This is a genomic window from Streptomyces sp. NPDC008150 (genome assembly GCF_042956945.1).
GTDB lineage: Bacteria > Actinomycetota > Actinomycetes > Streptomycetales > Streptomycetaceae > Streptomyces.
This window is the reverse complement of sequence record NZ_JBIBHJ010000001.1, coordinates 528,969-544,154: the sequence shown is the minus strand read 5'-3', so window position 1 is coordinate 544,154 and position 15,186 is coordinate 528,969. Positions and strand designations below refer to the sequence as shown.

Sequence of the window (15,186 nt, the reverse complement as noted above, 5' to 3'; positions counted from 1 at the left end):
GGGCCCGCGCGACCGCCCCGGCACCCGGCGCACCCGTGGGCACCCGCCCCGGGCGGGACGGGCGCCCGCGAACAGGCACCTCGTTCCTCCCCGCGCACGACGGCGGTGGGGCCCCCGGGCCCCGGGCCCGGGGGGCCCCCCCCGCCGGCGGACGGGCCCCCCCCCGGGGGCGGCGGCGCCCCCGCCGGGCCCCCGGGGGGCCCCCGGGGCCCGGGGGGCGGGGGCCCGGGGGGGCCCCCCCCCCGGGGGGGCCGGGGCGGCCCCCCCCCCCCCGCGGGCCCCCCCCCCCCCCCGGGGGGGGGGCCGGGGGGCCCCCGGGCGCCGGCCCCCCACCGCCGTCGTCCGTACGGACGCCCGCGAGGGTCAGGCGTCGACCGCGCTGTCCTCCGGGGTCGCCGCCTTGGCCGTGGCGTCGGGGTCCGGGGCGGCGACCGCCGCGCGGGCCGCCGGGATGACGAACGTGATCAGCGCGGCCACGAGGGCGACACCGCAGCCGATGAGCAGGCCGGTGCGGAAGCCGTTCTCGGAGGTGAAGGTGAAGCCGCCCTTCGAGACCGTCATGTGGGCGAGGACCACGCCGATGACGGCGGAGCCGATCGTGGTGCCCAGGGAGCGCATGAGGGTGTTGAAGCCGTTGGCCGACGCGGTCTCGGACAGCGGGACCGAGCCCATGATCAGCGCCGGCATGGCGCCGTAGGCGAGGCCGACACCGCTGTTGATGACGATGATGACGATCATCAGGCCCCAGGCGGAGCCCATCAGGGCCATGGACAGGGCGTAGCCCGCGGCGATGACCAGCGTGCCGCAGGCCAGCGTGAACTTCGGGCCGCGGGCGTCGGTGAGCTTCCCGCCGAACGGGGAGACGATCATCATCATCACGCCGCCGGGCGCGAGCCAGAGGCCGGCCGCCAGCATGGACTGACCCAGGCCGTAGCCGGTCGCCTCGGGGAACTGGAGCAGCTGCGGGATCACCAGCATGCTCGCGTACATGCCGAACCCGACGAAGACCGAGGCGACGTTGGTCAGCAGCACGCGGGGGCGCGCGGTGGTGCGCAGGTCGACCAGCGGGTCCTTGGTGCGGGTCTCCCAGAAGCCCCAGCCCAGCAGCACCACGACGGCGAAGGCGAGCAGGCCGAGCGTGGTGGCCGAACCCCAGCCCCAGTCGGCGCCCTTGGAGATGCCGAGCAGCAGCGCGACCAGGCCGGCGGCCAGGCCGAGGGCGCCGGGCGTGTCGAAGCGCTGCCCCTTGGCGCCCGCGGGCACGTCCGGGATCAGGAACCAGACCAGCGCGCCGATGATCAGGGCCAGCGCGGCGGAACCCCAGAACAGCACACGCCAGTTGGTGTACTGGGCGACGGCCGCCGCGATGGGCAGGCCGAGGCCGCCGCCGATGCCCATGGAGGCGCTGACCAGTGCGATGGAGGAGCTGAGCTTCTCCTTCGGCACGACGTCGCGCAGCAGGGCGATGCCGAGCGGCACCATGCCCATGCCCATGCCCTGGAGACCGCGTCCGATGATCATGGGCACGACCGAGGAGGCCGTCGCGCAGACGACGGAGCCCACGATGAGCGGGACCGTGCAGGCGAGCAGCATCCGCCGCTTGCCGAGCAGGTCGCCGAGGCGGCCGGTGATGGGCACGCAGACGCCGCCGACCAGCAGGGTCACGGTGATCACCCACGCGGCGTTGGAGGACGACGTGTGCAGGTAGTCGGGCAGCTTCGCGATCAGCGGGGTGACCAGCGTCTGCATGATCGCCGCCACCGTGCCGGCGAAGGCCAGTGTGGCGATCACTCCGCCCGGACGGGCGGCGATCTGGGGGGCGGCCATGACGGAGCTCCTCGGTCTGGACAGGGCGCCGCCGGGCGGGCGACGATGTGCATCGTACACGCTACATGCATTCAGCATGTTAAATGCACTGGCCACGTTATGTGTGTCATACACATGAATGTGGAAGAATGGCCCGGCCGGTCCACGACGCGACGCGTGACGGTCCGAGGCACACGCACGAAGCAGAAGGCGGCGAGGACATGGGCGAGCCCACCCACGAGGTCGAGTACGAGCAGATGCTGCTCAGCCGCCATACGTTCCTCACCCAGCGGGGCGGACGCCGCAAGGACAGCGTCATGGAGCGCAGCGCCTACATCCTGCTCAGCCGTATCCGGGTGCAGGGGCCGATGTCGATCGGGGAGCTGAGCGAGGCGTTCGGGCTCGACGCGTCCACCCTCAACCGGCAGACCGCCGCCGCGATGCGCGCCGGCCTCGTCGAGCGCATCCCCGACCCCGACGGCGGGATGGCGCGCAAGTTCCGCATCACCGAGGAGGGCACGCGGCTGCTCGACGAGGAGCGCGAGGGCATCGTCGGCGACCTCGACCGGGTGATGGCCGACTGGTCGGACGACGACGTCGCCGCGTTCGCCTCGTACCTGCGGCGCTTCAACACCGACATCGAACGGCTGGCCGGCCGCCCCTGGCCGCGCCCCTAGGGGCCGCCCCGGTCCGGCCGGGGCGGTGTCCCGTCAGCGCTCGCTGTCGAGGTGCTGCATCTGGGCCTCCGGGTAGCGCGCCCCGGCGGCGGCGCCGTGCGGCACGGCCTCCTCGATCGCCGCGAGGTCGGCCGCGTCGAGCGTGACGTCCAGCGCGCCCAGCGCCTCCGTGAGGCGGTCGCGGCGGCGGGCGCCGATCAGCGGCACGATGTCCTCGCCCCGGGAGAGCACCCACGCGATCACGGTCTGCGCGACGGAGACGCCCCTGCCCTCGGCGACCTTGCGCAGCGCGTCGACCAGGTCCAGGTTGTGCCGGAGGTTGTCGCCCTGGAAGCGGGGCGAGAACGCGCGGAAGTCGCCCTTGCCGAGCTGCCGGTCGCGGGTGAAGTGCCCGGAGATCAGACCGCGCGCGAGCACTCCGTACGCCGTGATGCCGATGCCCAGTTCGCGGGTGGTGGGCAGGATGTCGTCCTCGATGCCGCGGGAGATCAGCGAGTACTCGATCTGGAGGTCGGAGATCGGCGCGGTGGCGGCGGCCCGGCGGATCGTCTCCGCGCCGACCTCGCTGAGGCCGATGTGCCGCACGTGGCCCTTCTCGACCAGTTCGGCGATGGCGCCGACGGTCTCCTCGATCGGCACGTCGGGGTCGACCCGGGCGATCCGGTAGACGTCGATGTGGTCGACGCCCAGGCGCTGGAGCGAGTACGCGACGAAGTTGCGCACGGCGGCCGGGCGGCCGTCGTAGCCGGACCAGCCGCCGTCCGGGTCGCGCAGCGCGCCGAACTTCACGCTGAGCAGGGCCTGTTCGCGGCGGGCCGGGGGCGCGGCGCGCAGGGCCTCGCCGATCAGCAGCTCGTTGTGGCCCATGCCGTAGAAGTCGCCGGTGTCCAGCAGCGTGACGCCCGCCTCCAGGGCCGCGTGGATCGTCGCGACGGACTCGGTGCGGTCCGCCTCGCCGTACAGCGCGGACATGCCCATGCAGCCGAGGCCGAGGGCCGACACCTGGGGGCCGGTGGTTCCGAGGGGGCGGGTGAGCATGCGGACTCCTGGGCTCGGGCTCCTGGGGCGGTACGGCGCCAGCCTGGCACGGGGCCCGGCGGGCATCAACCGCGGCCGGGCGACCGGCGGTACGGGTGCTTCCGGTCCGGCGCGGGCGGCGCCCACCGGTGCCCGCGGCGCGGCCCGCACCGGAACGCCGGAAACGCCGGAACGCCGGGCGGGCCGCCCGTGAGGGCCTGCCCGCCCGGCGTCCGGACGGTACTGCGGTACTGCGGTTACCGCGTGGTGCGGGGCGGCCGGGGGCCGCTAGCAGCCGATCAGGCGCGAGGCGAGGTAGCCCTCGATCTGGTCGAGCGAGACCCGCTCCTGCTTCATGGTGTCGCGCTCGCGCACGGTCACCGCGTTGTCGTCGAGGGTGTCGAAGTCGACGGTGACGCAGAACGGCGTACCGATCTCGTCCTGACGGCGGTAGCGGCGGCCGATGGCGCCGGCGTCGTCGAACTCGATGTTCCAGTGGCCGCGCAGCGTCTGCGCGAGGCCCTTGGCCTTCGGCGACAGGTCGGCGTTGCGGGACAGCGGCAGCACGGCGACCTTGACCGGCGACAGGCGCGGGTCGAGGCGCAGCACGGTGCGCTTCTCCAGCTTGCCCTTGGCGTTGGGCGCCTCGTCCTCGACGTAGGCGTCCAGGAGGAAGGCCAGCATCGCGCGGCCGACACCGGCGGCGGGCTCGATGACGTAGGGGGTCCAGCGCTCGCCGGCCTCCTGGTCGAAGAACGACAGGTCCTGGCCGGAGGCCTTGGAGTGGGCGTTCAGGTCGTAGTCGGTGCGGTTGGCCACGCCCTCCAGCTCACCCCACTCGCTGCCGCCGAACTGGAAGCGGTACTCGATGTCGGCGGTGCGCTTCGAGTAGTGGGAGAGCTTCTCCTTCGGGTGCTCGTACCAGCGCATGTTCTCGGTACGCATGCCGAGGCCGGTGTACCAGTTCCAGCGCTGCTCCATCCAGTACTCCTGCCACTGCTCGTCCTCGCCCGGCTTGACGAAGAACTCCATCTCCATCTGCTCGAACTCCCGCGTGCGGAAGATGAAGTTGCCGGGCGTGATCTCGTTGCGGAAGGACTTGCCCATCTGCGCGATGCCGAACGGCGGCTTCTTGCGCGAGGCGACCTGCACCTGGGCGAAGTTGGTGAAGATGCCCTGGGCGGTCTCGGGGCGCAGGTACGCGACCGAGCCGGTGTCCTGGGTCGGGCCCAGGTGCGTGGAGAGCAGGCCGGAGAACTGCTTGGGCTCGGTGAACTGGCCCTTGTTGCCGCAGTTGGGGCAGTTGACGTCGGCGAGGCCGTTCTCGGGGAGGCGGTTGTGCTTGGCCTCGTACGCCTCTTCCAGGTGGTCCGCGCGGAACCGCTTGTGACAGGCGGTGCACTCGGTGAGCGGGTCGGAGAACGTGGCGACGTGGCCGGAGGCGACCCAGACCTCGGGGGCCAGGATCACGGACGAGTCGAGACCGACCACGTCCTCGCGCGACGTCACCATGTAACGCCACCACTGGCGCTTGAGGTTCTCCTTCAGCTCGACACCGAGCGGTCCGTAGTCCCAGGCGGCCTTCTGACCGCCGTAGATCTCACTGCAGGGGAATACGAAGCCACGGCGCTTGCTCAGGCTGACGATGGTGTCGATCTTGTCGGCGGCCACGGTGCTCTCTTCATAACGACGACGGGCGACGAAGCGGCGAGGTGCGCTTCGACGAAGCGGTGTGCTTCAGAGCGAATGCTTCAGATTACCGGCGGGGCATCCCCTCCAATCAAATCGGTTCCGGTTCGGGGCCCGTGGGGCGGGTGCCGCGAAGGGCGTCCGGAGGGCTTGTTGACAACGGTTTCCATTTTAGTTGAAAATGAGTGTCATGAACGTACGACGACGCCTCATATCCGGGACCGCCTCCGTCGCGACCGCGGCACTCGCCCTCGGTGCCCTCTCCGCCTGTTCCTCCAGCAGCGCCGCGACCGACAACGCCAACGGCACGGACACGTTCGACGTCGTCGCGTCGTTCTATCCGATGGCCTTCCTCGCCGAGCGGATCGGCGGCTCCCACGTCCACGTGACGAGCCTGACCTCGCCCGGCCAGGAGCCGCACGACCTGGAGATCAGCGCCCGGCAGACCGCGAGCATCGAGGAGTCGGACGCCGTCCTCTACCTGAAGAACCTCCAGCCCTCCGTGGACTCCGTCGTGGCGCAGTCCGGGGTGCGGACGAAGATCGACGCCGCCTCGCTGACCACCCTGGAGAAGCACGGCACCGAGGTCGGCGGGCACGCCGCCGCGCACGACTCGCAGCAGAGCGCCGAGGACGCCGGCCTCGACCCGCACATCTGGCTCGACCCGGTGCGCTACGCCCAGGTCGCCCGGGGCGTCGGCAAGGCCTTCGAGAAGGCCGACCCGGACCACGCGGCCGCCTACCGCAAGAACACCGCGACGCTGGTCGGACAGCTCGACGACCTCAACACCCGTTACCAGAACGGGCTGCGGAGCACGAAGACCAAGGTGTTCATCACCACGCACGCCGCCTTCGGCTACCTCGCCGAGCGCTACGGCCTCACCGAGGAGGCCGTCAACGGCCTCGACCCCGAGTCGGAACCGAGCGTGAAGCGGGTCAGGGAACTGGAGAAGCTGGCGAAGGCCGACGGCGTCTCCACCGTCTTCTACGAGACGCTCGTCAGCGACAAGACCGCGAAGACCGTCGCCCAGGACGCGGACCTGCGCACCGACGTCCTCGACCCGATCGAGGGCATCACCGCCAAGTCCCGCGGCGACGACTACTTCTCGGTCATGGACGCCAACCTCACCGCGCTCCGGAAGGCGCTGGGCGCCTCGTGACCGCCCCCGCCCGCGACCGCCAGGAGGCCGCCCCCGTGTCCGAGTCCCTCGTCTCCCTGCGCGGTGCGCACGCCGAACTGGGCGCGCGTCCCGTGCTGCACGGCATCGACCTCGGCGTCGGCCGCGGCGAGGTCGTCGCCCTGCTCGGCGCCAACGGCTCCGGCAAGTCCACCGCCGTCCGCGCCGCCATCGGTCAAGTACCGCTGACCGCGGGCGAGATCGAGCTGTTCGGCACCCCGCTGCGCCGCTTCCGCGACTGGGGCCGCCTCGGCTACGTGCCGCAGCGCACCACCGCCTCGGGCGGGGCCCCGGCCACCGTCACCGAGATCGTCGCCTCCGGACGGCTGTCGCGAACCCGCTTCGGGTTTCTGCGCCGGGCGGACCACGAGGCCGTGCGCCGCGCCCTGGAACGGGTCGGCATGGCGGACAGGGCCGGGGACTCCGCCGAGGCCCTGTCCGGGGGCCAGCAGCAGCGCGTGCTGATCGCCCGCGCGCTGGCCGCCGAGCCCGAGCTGCTGATCATGGACGAGCCGATGGCCGGCGTCGACCTGGCCAGCCAGGAGGTGCTCGCCGGCACCCTGCGCGAGCAGGTCGCGCTGGGCGTCGGTGTGCTGCTGGTGCTGCACGAACTGGGGCCGCTGGAACCGCTGATCGACCGTGCCGTCGTGCTGCGCGACGGCCGCGTCCTGCACGACGGCCCGCCGCCGCGCGCACTCCACGACCCCGCCCGCCCGTCGCCCGCCACCGCCCTCGGCGACGGCGCCGCGCACCACTGCCCCGGCTCGCGCGACGCGGGCACCGACCTCACGATCCGCACGGGACTGCTGAGCTGATGGACCTGTTGAACTACGCCTTCATGCAGCGGGCACTGCTCGCCGCCGTCCTCGTCGGGATCACCGCGCCCGCCATCGGCATCTACCTGGTGCAGCGCCGCCAGGCCCTGATGGGCGACGGCATCGGGCACGTCGCGATGACCGGCGTCGGCCTCGGCTTCCTGCTGTCCACGTCCCCGGTCTGGATGGCCACCGCGGTCTCGGTGCTCGGCGCGGTGGTCATGGAACTGATCCGCTGGTACGGCCGCACCCGCGGCGACATCGCCCTCGCCATGCTCTTCTACGGCGGCATGGCCGGCGGCGTGATGTTCATCAACCTCGCGCCCGGCGGCTCCAACGCCAACCTCACCTCGTACCTCTTCGGCTCGCTGTCGACGGTGAGCGAGTCCGACGTCACCGCGATCTGCCTGCTCGCCGCGTTCGTGGTGCTGGTCACGGTCGGGCTGCGCCGCCAGCTCTTCGCGGTCAGCCACGACGAGGAGTTCGCCCGGGTCACCGGTCTGCCGGTGCGCGCCCTGAACCTGCTCGTCGCCGTCACCGCGGCGGTCACCGTCACCGTCGCGATGCGCGTGGTGGGCCTGCTGCTGGTGTCCGCGCTGATGGTGGTCACCGTCGCGGCGGCCCAGCAGCTCACCCGGAGCTTCGTGGCCACCTTCGCCATCGCGGTCGCCCTCGGCGTGACGGTGACGGTCGGCGGCACCGTGACCTCGTACTACCAGGACGTGCCGCCGGGTGCGACGATCGTGCTGATGACCATCGCGGTCTTCGTGGTGCTGACACTGCTGGCGGCACCGCTGGCCCGCCGCCGGGCCGGGGCGCGGGCCGCCGCCGGCCCGGACGACCCCGCCGAGTACGCGATCCCGGCGGTGCGGCGCCCGGCCGAGGACGCCGGGGTCTGACCGCCCACCGCCGGGGCTGGCACAATGGCCCGGCAGCCGGCAGCAGACCCCATGAGGAGGCAACGGTGACGACGACCGGTCCCCCCGTACGGGGACGTTCCACCCGCCAGCGGGCCGCCGTGGCGGCGGCGCTCGGCGAGGTCGACGAGTTCCGCAGTGCGCAGGACCTGCACGACATGCTCAAGCACAAGGGCGACTCCGTCGGGCTGACCACCGTGTACCGCACGCTCCAGTCCCTCGCCGACGCCGGCGAGGTCGACGTCCTGCGCACCTCCGACGGCGAGTCCGTCTACCGGCGCTGCTCGACGGGCGACCACCACCATCACCTGGTCTGCCGCACCTGCGGCAGGGCGGTGGAGGTGGCGGGCCCCGCCGTGGAGAAGTGGGCGGAGGCCATCGCCGCGGAACACGGCTACGTGAACGTCGCCCACACCGTGGAGATCTTCGGCACGTGCGCGGACTGCGCGGCGGAGGAGACGGACGCCGGCTGAACCGGCGCCCAACGTCAGCGGCGCGGGAGGTGTTCCGCGAGCAGCGCGCGCAGGCGGTCGACATCACCCTGCTCGGCGACGCCCGACTTCGGCAGCAGAGTCGCGAAGACGGTGGCCCGCCCCGGCCCGGTCAGCACGAACGTCCGCGGGCCCTCCAGCCAGCCGTCGTATCCCGCCCAGTTCATCCGCTCGTCACCACCCGCACTCCGCGTCCGGACACCGTCCGCGTCCACGAGGACCTCGACCGGCCCCTGCGGAGAGAGCGTCTCGGCCGAGGTCCGGGCGGACAGGCGCGGTACGAGCAGCGGAACCAGGCCGAACACCAGGGACGCGACGATCAGGCCCAGCGGGACCCTGCCCCCGGCGAACCAGTCCACCAGGAGCACTGCCGACAGCAGCAGGAAGACCACCGACGTCACGGGGTGGTAGACGACCTTCGAGTACTTCTTCCGCGCGCGGATGGCCAGTCTGATCGCCTCGACGTGGTCGGCCCTCTCGTGGGTGAACGTGAGGCACACCCCGCCGCCGTCGTCCGGTCGCGGCTCCCCCGTCGCCTCCGCGGCAGTGACCGCCACGCCTCCGGCCTCCTCCGTGCCCGCTCTGTCCTGCTCGGCCGGACCCGTCATGTCGTTGCCCTCCCCTGTCGTCCGGACCGCTGCGGTCCGGACGACAGGAGGGTAGATCACCAAGGCACGTCGGAGATCGCTCCGCCGCCCCAAGTTTTCCCCAACGACGTCGCCGCGAAGGCCCGTTGGTCCGCCGGACGGCGTCAGGCCCCGCCCGCCTCGCCCTCCAGCGAGGCCAGCACCTCGTTCGGGGTCGCCCCGCCGAAGCGGCGGTCGCGGGACGCGTACTCGACGCAGGCGCGCCACAGGTGGGTGCGGTCGAAGTCGGGCCACAGGACGTCCTGGAAGACCATCTCGGCGTAGGCGCTCTGCCAGATCAGGTAGTTGGAGACGCGCTGCTCGCCGCTGGGCCGCAGGAACAGGTCCACGTCCGGCATGTCCGGGTAGTACAGGTACTTCGCGAAGGTCTTCTCGTTCACCTTCGACGGGTCGAGCCGGCCCGCCCGCACGTCCTCCGCGATGGCCCGCGCCGCGTCCGCGATCTCGGCCTGGCCGCCGTAGTTCATGCAGAAGTACAGCGTGAGCCGGTCGTTGTCCTTGGTCTGCTCCTGGGCGATCTCCAGCTCGCGGGCCACCGACTTCCACAGCTTCGGCATCCGGCCGACCCACCGCACCCGCACCCCGAGGGCGTCGAGCTGGTCGCGGCTCTTGCGGATGAAGTCGCGGTTGAAGTTCATCAGGAAGCGCACCTCGTCGGGCGAGCGCTTCCAGTTCTCCGTGGAGAACGCGTACAGCGAGATGCTGCCGACGCCCTGCTCGATCGCGCCCTGGAGCACGTCGAGGACGCGTTCCGCGCCGACCTTGTGGCCCTCGGTGCGGGGCAGGCCGCGCGACTTGGCCCAGCGGCCGTTCCCGTCCATGACGATCGCCACATGGTTCGGGACCAGCTCGCCGGGCAGCTTCGGCGGGCGGGCGCCGGAGGGGTGCGGTTCGGGCGTCCGGTACTCGCGGCGCTGGCGTCCCAGGATCCCGCGTACAGCCATGTGTCTCTCGTTTCCTCGGCTTCTTCGGCTTCTTCGGCCTCTACAGGTGCGTCGTCCGCCGACGACTGCTACTTCTCCACGTACCGCAGCGAGCGCAGCCCGCGCTCCAGGTGCCAGTGCAGGTAGGCGGAGACCAGCCCGTTCCCCTCCCGGACGTAGCGCGACTCGCAGGCGTCCGCGGTCTGCCAGTCTCCCGTGAGCAGCGCGCCGAGCAGTTCCAGGGCCTGCGGTGAGGGTACGACGCTGCCGGGAACCCGGCAGTCCGCGCAGACGGTTCCTCCCGACCCGACCGAGAAGAAGCGGTTCGGTCCCGGCATGCCGCATTTCGCGCAGTCCCCGAAGCTCGGGGCGTAGCCGTTCACGGCGAGCGAGCGCAGCAGGAACGCGTCGAGCACCAGGTGCGCCGCGTGCTCGCCGCGCGACAGGGTGCGCAGCGCGCCGACGAGCAGCAGGTACTGCTGGACCGCCGGTTCGCCCTCGTGGTCGGTGAACCGCTCCGCCGTCTCCAGCATCACGGTGCCGGCGGTGTAGCGGGCGTAGTCGGTGACGATGCCGCCGCCGTAGGGCGCGATGGTCTCGCTCTGCGTGCACAGCGGCAGACCGCGCCCGACCAGCTCGCTGCCGCGCGCGAAGAACTGCACGTCGACGTGGGAGAAGGGTTCCAGGCGGGCGCCGAACTTCGACTTGGTGCGGCGCACGCCGCGCGCCACGGCACGCACCCGGCCGTGACCGCGGGTGAGGAGCGTGATGATCCGGTCCGCCTCGCCGAGCTTCTGGGTGCGCAGCACGATGCCGTCGTCGCGGAACAGACTCATGCCCCCATTCTCGCGCACGGCGGGACGGGGACGGGGCGGGCTGCCGGAACGGACCGGGAACGGGCCGCGCCACCGGGCGTCCGCCCGGCCGCGCGGCCCGCGGTCAGCCGGAGGCCACCGTCGGCTCGGGCCGCTGGTTGGGCGGCTCGGCGCGCGGACCGGGCATCGCGGGCGCGGGTGCGGGCCCCTGTCCCGCGGGCTCGGTCGCCTCCCACAGGACGTTGAAGCGCTTGATCCGCTCCTGCACGTGCTCCCGGGTCATCTTCAGCGTGGTCTTGGCCGGCACGACCTCCACGTCCGGCTCGGTCTCGTAGCAGAGCTGGCCGTCGAAGACGATGAAGTCGTTGAGCGGGGTGACCTGGGCGCGCGGCGGAAGCTGCGAGCGGATCGCGATCCGCGCGTCGATGCCGAACTCACGGTGCCGGGCGCACAGCATCTCCAGCCCGCCCGTCGCCTCCTCGGGCCTGCTGACCAGGAACAGTCTGCGCACGATCACGTTGCGGTGCTTGATCGCCTCCTCCTGGGCCTTGAGGTAGCGGTTGGCCGGCTCGCTGAACCAGAAGTCGCGGTCCACCGAGGTGCTCGTCGCGTAGACCGTCTGCCGGGCGCACGTGGTCAGGTCGATCAGCCAGTCGTGGTTCTCGCCGGGGCAGTCGGCGCTCCCGTTGCTCAGGGACTCCATCAGCGAGGCGAGCCTGCCGATCTCCTCCTGGGCGAAGGTCTTCACGATCTCCGAGCCGTGCTCGCCGACCTGCGTGTACTTGCGGGCCAGCCGGGTCACCCCGTCGGAACGCAGCACCGAACCGTCGACCTGGCTGAACAGCTCCGTCGCGTCGTTGATCTTCGCGAAGCTCTCCTCGACGGCACGGCGCATCTCGGCGTGGTGCTCGGCGAGGCTCTCCTTCATCTCCCGGATGGAGGTCTCCTGGCCGCCCTCCATGGATTCGAGGCGCTGCTCGAAGTCCACGAGGTACTGGATGATCAGTGCCGCGCCGCCGAGGACGATGGACACGGTCAGCAGCCAGACCTGGTCCTTGCTCTGGTTCAGGACGTTGGTCAGCACCCAGGTGCCGCCCGCCACCAGTACGGTGACGAGCGTCTTGCGCAGCAGCTTCGATATGTGCTGTTCGTCGCCGTTGGTGGGCACGGTCCGGACCTCCCCTGTAGCTCCGCTCATTTCTCTCTCCCCCGTCGGGTTCTTCTCCTGCGGTCCCGCTTCTTCGTGGTGCCTGTTCGGTCGTGTCTCCCGGTCGCGGGTCGTGCGTCGCGGGTCGTGCGTGGTGGGTCGTGCGTGGTGGGTCGTGTGCGTGGTGGGTCGTCTCTCAGCGCGCGGTCAGCGCCTCGTGCAGCAGTGGTACGGCCTGGACGGCCAGTTGGTCGCGGATGCGCTGTTCCAGGGTCCGCCACTGGCGGGTGAACCCCGGCTCCCGTTCGAGGACGTCCCAGAGCGGAACGAGGGCCCGGTCGACGTGCGCGCCCGGCATCCACAGGTGCAGCAGGTGGTCCACGGCCGGGCGCAGCGCGAGGACGGCCGCGGTGCCCTCGACCGCGCCGAGCCGGCTGCTGTCGAGCATGTGCACCACGGTGGTCAGCAGCCAGTCGTGCAGGGCCAGGTCCTCGCACAGCCCGGCCGCGGCGGTCGGGTCCACGTCGGCGGGGAGCCTCAACTCCACTGTACGCAGACCCTCTTCGGCCAGGGTGAAGCATTCGAGGGCGGGCTCGCTGCCGGGCGGCCCCAGACGGGCCACCCAACGCAGGTGCGTACGACGGGACTTGAAGGGCGCCTTGTGGTCGAGCAGCGGGTGGCGCAGGAGTTGGGAGAGCAGCCCGGCGGCGATCATGCCGAGGTCGAGTTCACCGCGGGCGGCGCCGAGCAGTGCGCCCTCGGCGACCGCCTTCTCCGGCAGCTTCCCGAACGGCTCGACCAGGCCGGGCCGCACCAGGTAGTGCCCCCAGGGCCGCCGCAGGTCGGGCCCGCCCGCCGGGGCGCCGATGTGGGCGGTCGCCTGGAGCAGGCGGCCCTCGGTGAGGGAGGCGCGGGCGGCGACGGTGCCCACCGCGCGCACCTTGGTGCCGTTGGCGGCGGGCAGCCGGCAGTCCACGCCGGTCAGGAGCTGCGGGGACAGCGCGTACATGTTGGGGCGTTCGGAGACCCGGACGGGTTCGTCGGCGCGCAGCCGCAGCAGTTGGGCGGCGGCCCGGCCGTCGAGGGCCTGGAAGGAGGGCAGCAGGCAGGTGTGCACCTCGCCGCAGAGCAGTGCGACGGGGGCCGGCTGTCCGGGGGTCCGCATGTCAGCCCCGCTCCGGCGGGAACGCGGGGGCGGGCTCCTCGTAGAAGACGTAGGTGGCGCGCTGCGCGACGGCGGCGGGGACGGGGACGCCCTCGCGGGCGGAGCGTTCGGCGACCTGGGCCAGTGCCTCCGGGTCGACGGCGGTCTGGTCGAGCACCAGCCGGACGGCGTCCTCGACGGCCAGGAACCGGTTGGGCATCAGCGTGCAGGTCCGGTACGCGCTGAACGGCTCGGCCGCGCCCTCCAGTTGGAGCAGCGGCGGTAACTGGTCCCAGCTGTCCGGGAACTGGTCCTTGTCCCACGGCTGCGGCACGAGGACGGGCTCGCCGAGGTGGCGCAGCAGGCCGAGACGGGCCAGCTGCCAGACGGCGGCGAGGAACGGGCAGGACCACAGCCGTCCCCCGTCCGGGCCCTGCTCCGACCAGAGTTCGACGTCCATGAAGACGGAGTGCATGCGGGCCGCGGTCTCCTGCGGCGGCTGCCAGCCGGTGACCTCGGACATCGCGTTGCGGGCGACGGGGCTGCGCTGCCCGTTGGCGAGCCAGCCGGTCTGGCTGACGGGGGGCCGCGATCCGTAGCTGCCGACGGGCGGCGCCTCGACCAGGCGCTGGCGCACGGACTCGGCGGGCTCGACGCGGCCGGCGGTGGCGCAGCCCGACTCGCGGGCCAGGTAGTCGACGGTCAGCCCGGCGCGCTCGGCCTCCTTCAGTACCAGGGGCAGCAGTTCGGCGGGGGTGGAGAAGCGGCTGAAGTAGTCGTCGACGAGGAAGCAGGTGCTGATCCTGGGGCGCCTGCTGCGGCGCGCGGCGGAGGCGCGGGCGGCCGGCACCCAGGCGGCGACCTCGGCGAAGTGCTCGCGCAGCCGCTCGGGGCCGGCCTCGAAGTCCTCCATGTAGAGATGGCCCAGCTCCAGCGAGAGATGGGCGAGCGGCACGGAGCGGGTGCGCGACTCGGCCGTGGTCTCCCGGAACACCGCTCCGGTCATGCGGGCCCCCAGTACGTGTCGTCGGTGAGGCGGGCGGCCAGTTCCCCCAGCGCCTTCCAGGTCTCCACGGTGGCGATCTGGCTGTCGAGGACGTCCTCGTCGGTGATCAGCTGCTCGCGCCACTGCAGGACGGGTTCCAGCGGGATCGAGCCGAGGAGGGTGCTGTAGCCGATGCCCTGGGCGGAGGCGAGCGCCTTGAGGTCGCCGTCGCACTCGCGCATCCATGCGGACTGGGTGGGCGAGACCTGCGACCACAGTGCCGACTCCGGATCGGGCACGGCGGCCCGGACGAAGCGGATGCTGCCGCGCAGGTCGTCCTCGCCGTGGCCGCGGGCGACGCCCCCGGCGACGATGCCGCGCTTGCCGAAGACGAGGGAGGCGGCGGCCATGACGTGCTGCCGGGTCCACCGGTGGAAGACCAGCCACCGGGCCTCGACGCCGCTCAACTCCCGCTGGGAGGTGGCCTCCAGGGCCATGTCGACGGCGTAGCTGCGGCCGGCGCTGAGGTCGACGACGATCAGGTCGAACTCGCCGTTGAGCCGCAGCAGGAGGTCGACGCAGCGCCGCAGGGTGTCCTGGTCGGTGGCGAACTCGCCGCCGCTGAGGTCGCCGGGCATCAGCACGAGCCGGCCGGAGCCGGCCGGCCGGTCGCGCAGCACGCGGTGCTCGGTGTCGGCCCACACGTCGACGCGGAGGGGTTCGCCCACCTCGCCGACCAGGTAGGAGTGCAGGCCGCGGTCCTCGGATGCCTGGCGGGCGTCGGGCACGTCGAAGACGGCGGAGGCGGTGGGCGAGCCGAAGTCGAAGTCGAGGTAGCAGACGTCGTCACCGGCGAGCGCCCGGTGGTAGGCCAGGTTGGCGCTGGTCACGCTGCGGCCGGTGCCGCCCTTGTCGGAGGCTGCGAAGACGAGCACG

The 15,186-nt window shown here is 72.3% G+C and carries 15 protein-coding genes; 5 read left to right on the top strand and 10 right to left on the bottom strand.

The features are described from left to right. Nucleotides 1-363: 363 nt before the first annotated feature. Complete coding sequence (locus ACFZA0_RS02315) at nt 364-1,827, bottom strand: MFS transporter (protein WP_391009881.1); 1,464 nt, start codon at nt 1,825-1,827, stop codon at nt 364-366. A gap of 200 nt (nt 1,828-2,027) precedes the next feature. Between ACFZA0_RS02315 and ACFZA0_RS02310 the strand changes: the two genes are divergently transcribed. Beyond that, nucleotides 2,028-2,483 (top strand): MarR family transcriptional regulator, encoded by a 456-nt coding sequence (locus ACFZA0_RS02310; RefSeq protein ID WP_391009878.1) that lies wholly within the window; start codon nt 2,028-2,030, stop codon nt 2,481-2,483. Between the two features lie 33 nt (nt 2,484-2,516). Here ACFZA0_RS02310 and ACFZA0_RS02305 read toward each other — a convergent pair whose 3' ends face one another. Both ACFZA0_RS02305 and ACFZA0_RS02300 read right to left on the bottom strand, forming a co-directional pair. Further along, entirely contained in the window at nt 2,517-3,521 is a 1,005-nt protein-coding gene (locus ACFZA0_RS02305; RefSeq protein WP_391009875.1) for an aldo/keto reductase, read from the bottom strand. A gap of 267 nt (nt 3,522-3,788) precedes the next feature. After that, on the bottom strand, nt 3,789-5,171 hold the full coding sequence (locus ACFZA0_RS02300; RefSeq protein ID WP_391009872.1) for a glycine--tRNA ligase: 1,383 nt from the start codon (nt 5,169-5,171) through the stop codon (nt 3,789-3,791). Nucleotides 5,172-5,379: 208 nt separating this feature from the next. Here ACFZA0_RS02300 and ACFZA0_RS02295 point away from each other — a divergent pair, with 208 nt between their 5' ends. The 4 genes from ACFZA0_RS02295 (at nt 5,380) to ACFZA0_RS02280 (ending at nt 8,571) form a co-directional block, all read left to right on the top strand. Then, nucleotides 5,380-6,348, top strand: coding sequence for a metal ABC transporter solute-binding protein, Zn/Mn family (locus ACFZA0_RS02295; protein WP_391009869.1), 969 nt, complete (start codon nt 5,380-5,382; stop codon nt 6,346-6,348). Further along, nucleotides 6,345-7,181, top strand: a complete 837-nt coding sequence (locus tag ACFZA0_RS02290; protein WP_391009866.1) for an ATP-binding cassette domain-containing protein — start codon at nt 6,345-6,347, stop codon at nt 7,179-7,181. The genes ACFZA0_RS02295 and ACFZA0_RS02290 overlap by 4 nt, the downstream gene beginning before the upstream one ends. Further along, the gene (locus ACFZA0_RS02285) at nt 7,181-8,080 is read left to right on the top strand and encodes a metal ABC transporter permease (protein ID WP_391009864.1); all 900 of its coding nucleotides are present in this window, start codon (nt 7,181-7,183) and stop codon (nt 8,078-8,080) included. Before ACFZA0_RS02290 ends, ACFZA0_RS02285 begins: the two co-directional genes overlap by 1 nt. Before the next feature lie 65 nt (nt 8,081-8,145). Next, nucleotides 8,146-8,571 (top strand): transcriptional repressor, encoded by a 426-nt coding sequence (locus ACFZA0_RS02280; protein WP_391009861.1) that lies wholly within the window; start codon nt 8,146-8,148, stop codon nt 8,569-8,571. A gap of 14 nt (nt 8,572-8,585) precedes the next feature. On the opposite strand, the gene ACFZA0_RS02275 is transcribed toward ACFZA0_RS02280, so the two are convergent. From ACFZA0_RS02275 to ACFZA0_RS02245, 7 genes are all read right to left on the bottom strand, one after another. Further along, on the bottom strand, nt 8,586-9,146 hold the full coding sequence (locus tag ACFZA0_RS02275; RefSeq protein WP_391009858.1) for a YcxB family protein: 561 nt from the start codon (nt 9,144-9,146) through the stop codon (nt 8,586-8,588). Between the two features lie 194 nt (nt 9,147-9,340). Beyond that, on the bottom strand, nt 9,341-10,180 hold the full coding sequence (locus tag ACFZA0_RS02270; RefSeq protein ID WP_391009855.1) for an isoprenyl transferase: 840 nt from the start codon (nt 10,178-10,180) through the stop codon (nt 9,341-9,343). Nucleotides 10,181-10,248: 68 nt separating this feature from the next. Beyond that, nucleotides 10,249-10,995 carry a DNA repair protein RecO gene (gene recO / locus ACFZA0_RS02265; protein ID WP_391009852.1) on the bottom strand — a complete coding sequence of 249 codons (747 nt, stop codon included), beginning with the start codon at nt 10,993-10,995 and terminating at the stop codon, nt 10,249-10,251. Between the two features lie 103 nt (nt 10,996-11,098). Then, nucleotides 11,099-12,172 carry a DUF6879 family protein gene (locus ACFZA0_RS02260; protein WP_391009849.1) on the bottom strand — a complete coding sequence of 358 codons (1,074 nt, stop codon included), beginning with the start codon at nt 12,170-12,172 and terminating at the stop codon, nt 11,099-11,101. Nucleotides 12,173-12,317: 145 nt separating this feature from the next. Beyond that, the gene (locus ACFZA0_RS02255; RefSeq protein ID WP_391009847.1) at nt 12,318-13,286 is read right to left on the bottom strand and encodes an SCO2521 family protein; all 969 of its coding nucleotides are present in this window, start codon (nt 13,284-13,286) and stop codon (nt 12,318-12,320) included. A 1-nt stretch (nt 13,287) separates the two neighbouring features. Further along, nucleotides 13,288-14,271 carry an SCO2522 family protein gene (locus ACFZA0_RS02250; protein ID WP_391009844.1) on the bottom strand — a complete coding sequence of 328 codons (984 nt, stop codon included), beginning with the start codon at nt 14,269-14,271 and terminating at the stop codon, nt 13,288-13,290. Then, nucleotides 14,268-15,185 (bottom strand): SCO2523 family variant P-loop protein, encoded by a 918-nt coding sequence (locus ACFZA0_RS02245; protein ID WP_391009841.1) that lies wholly within the window; start codon nt 15,183-15,185, stop codon nt 14,268-14,270. The genes ACFZA0_RS02250 and ACFZA0_RS02245 overlap by 4 nt, the downstream gene beginning before the upstream one ends. Nucleotide 15,186 lies beyond the last annotated feature (1 nt).

Bases quoted from the DNA above. Each gene is read 5' to 3' on its own strand.
- ACFZA0_RS02315 (WP_391009881.1), bottom strand. From the start codon at position 1,827: ATGGCCGCCCCCCAGATCGCCGCCCGTCCGGGCGGAGTGATCGCCACA.
- ACFZA0_RS02310 (WP_391009878.1), top strand. From the start codon at position 2,028: ATGGGCGAGCCCACCCACGAGGTCGAGTACGAGCAGATGCTGCTCAGC.
- ACFZA0_RS02305 (WP_391009875.1), bottom strand. From the start codon at position 3,521: ATGCTCACCCGCCCCCTCGGAACCACCGGCCCCCAGGTGTCGGCCCTC.
- ACFZA0_RS02295 (WP_391009869.1), top strand. From the start codon at position 5,380: ATGAACGTACGACGACGCCTCATATCCGGGACCGCCTCCGTCGCGACC.
- ACFZA0_RS02285 (WP_391009864.1), top strand. From the start codon at position 7,181: ATGGACCTGTTGAACTACGCCTTCATGCAGCGGGCACTGCTCGCCGCC.
- ACFZA0_RS02270 (WP_391009855.1), bottom strand. From the start codon at position 10,180: ATGGCTGTACGCGGGATCCTGGGACGCCAGCGCCGCGAGTACCGGACG.
- recO (WP_391009852.1), bottom strand. From the start codon at position 10,995: ATGAGTCTGTTCCGCGACGACGGCATCGTGCTGCGCACCCAGAAGCTC.
- ACFZA0_RS02260 (WP_391009849.1), bottom strand. From the start codon at position 12,172: ATGAGCGGAGCTACAGGGGAGGTCCGGACCGTGCCCACCAACGGCGAC.
- ACFZA0_RS02255 (WP_391009847.1), bottom strand. From the start codon at position 13,286: ATGCGGACCCCCGGACAGCCGGCCCCCGTCGCACTGCTCTGCGGCGAG.
- ACFZA0_RS02250 (WP_391009844.1), bottom strand. From the start codon at position 14,271: ATGACCGGAGCGGTGTTCCGGGAGACCACGGCCGAGTCGCGCACCCGC.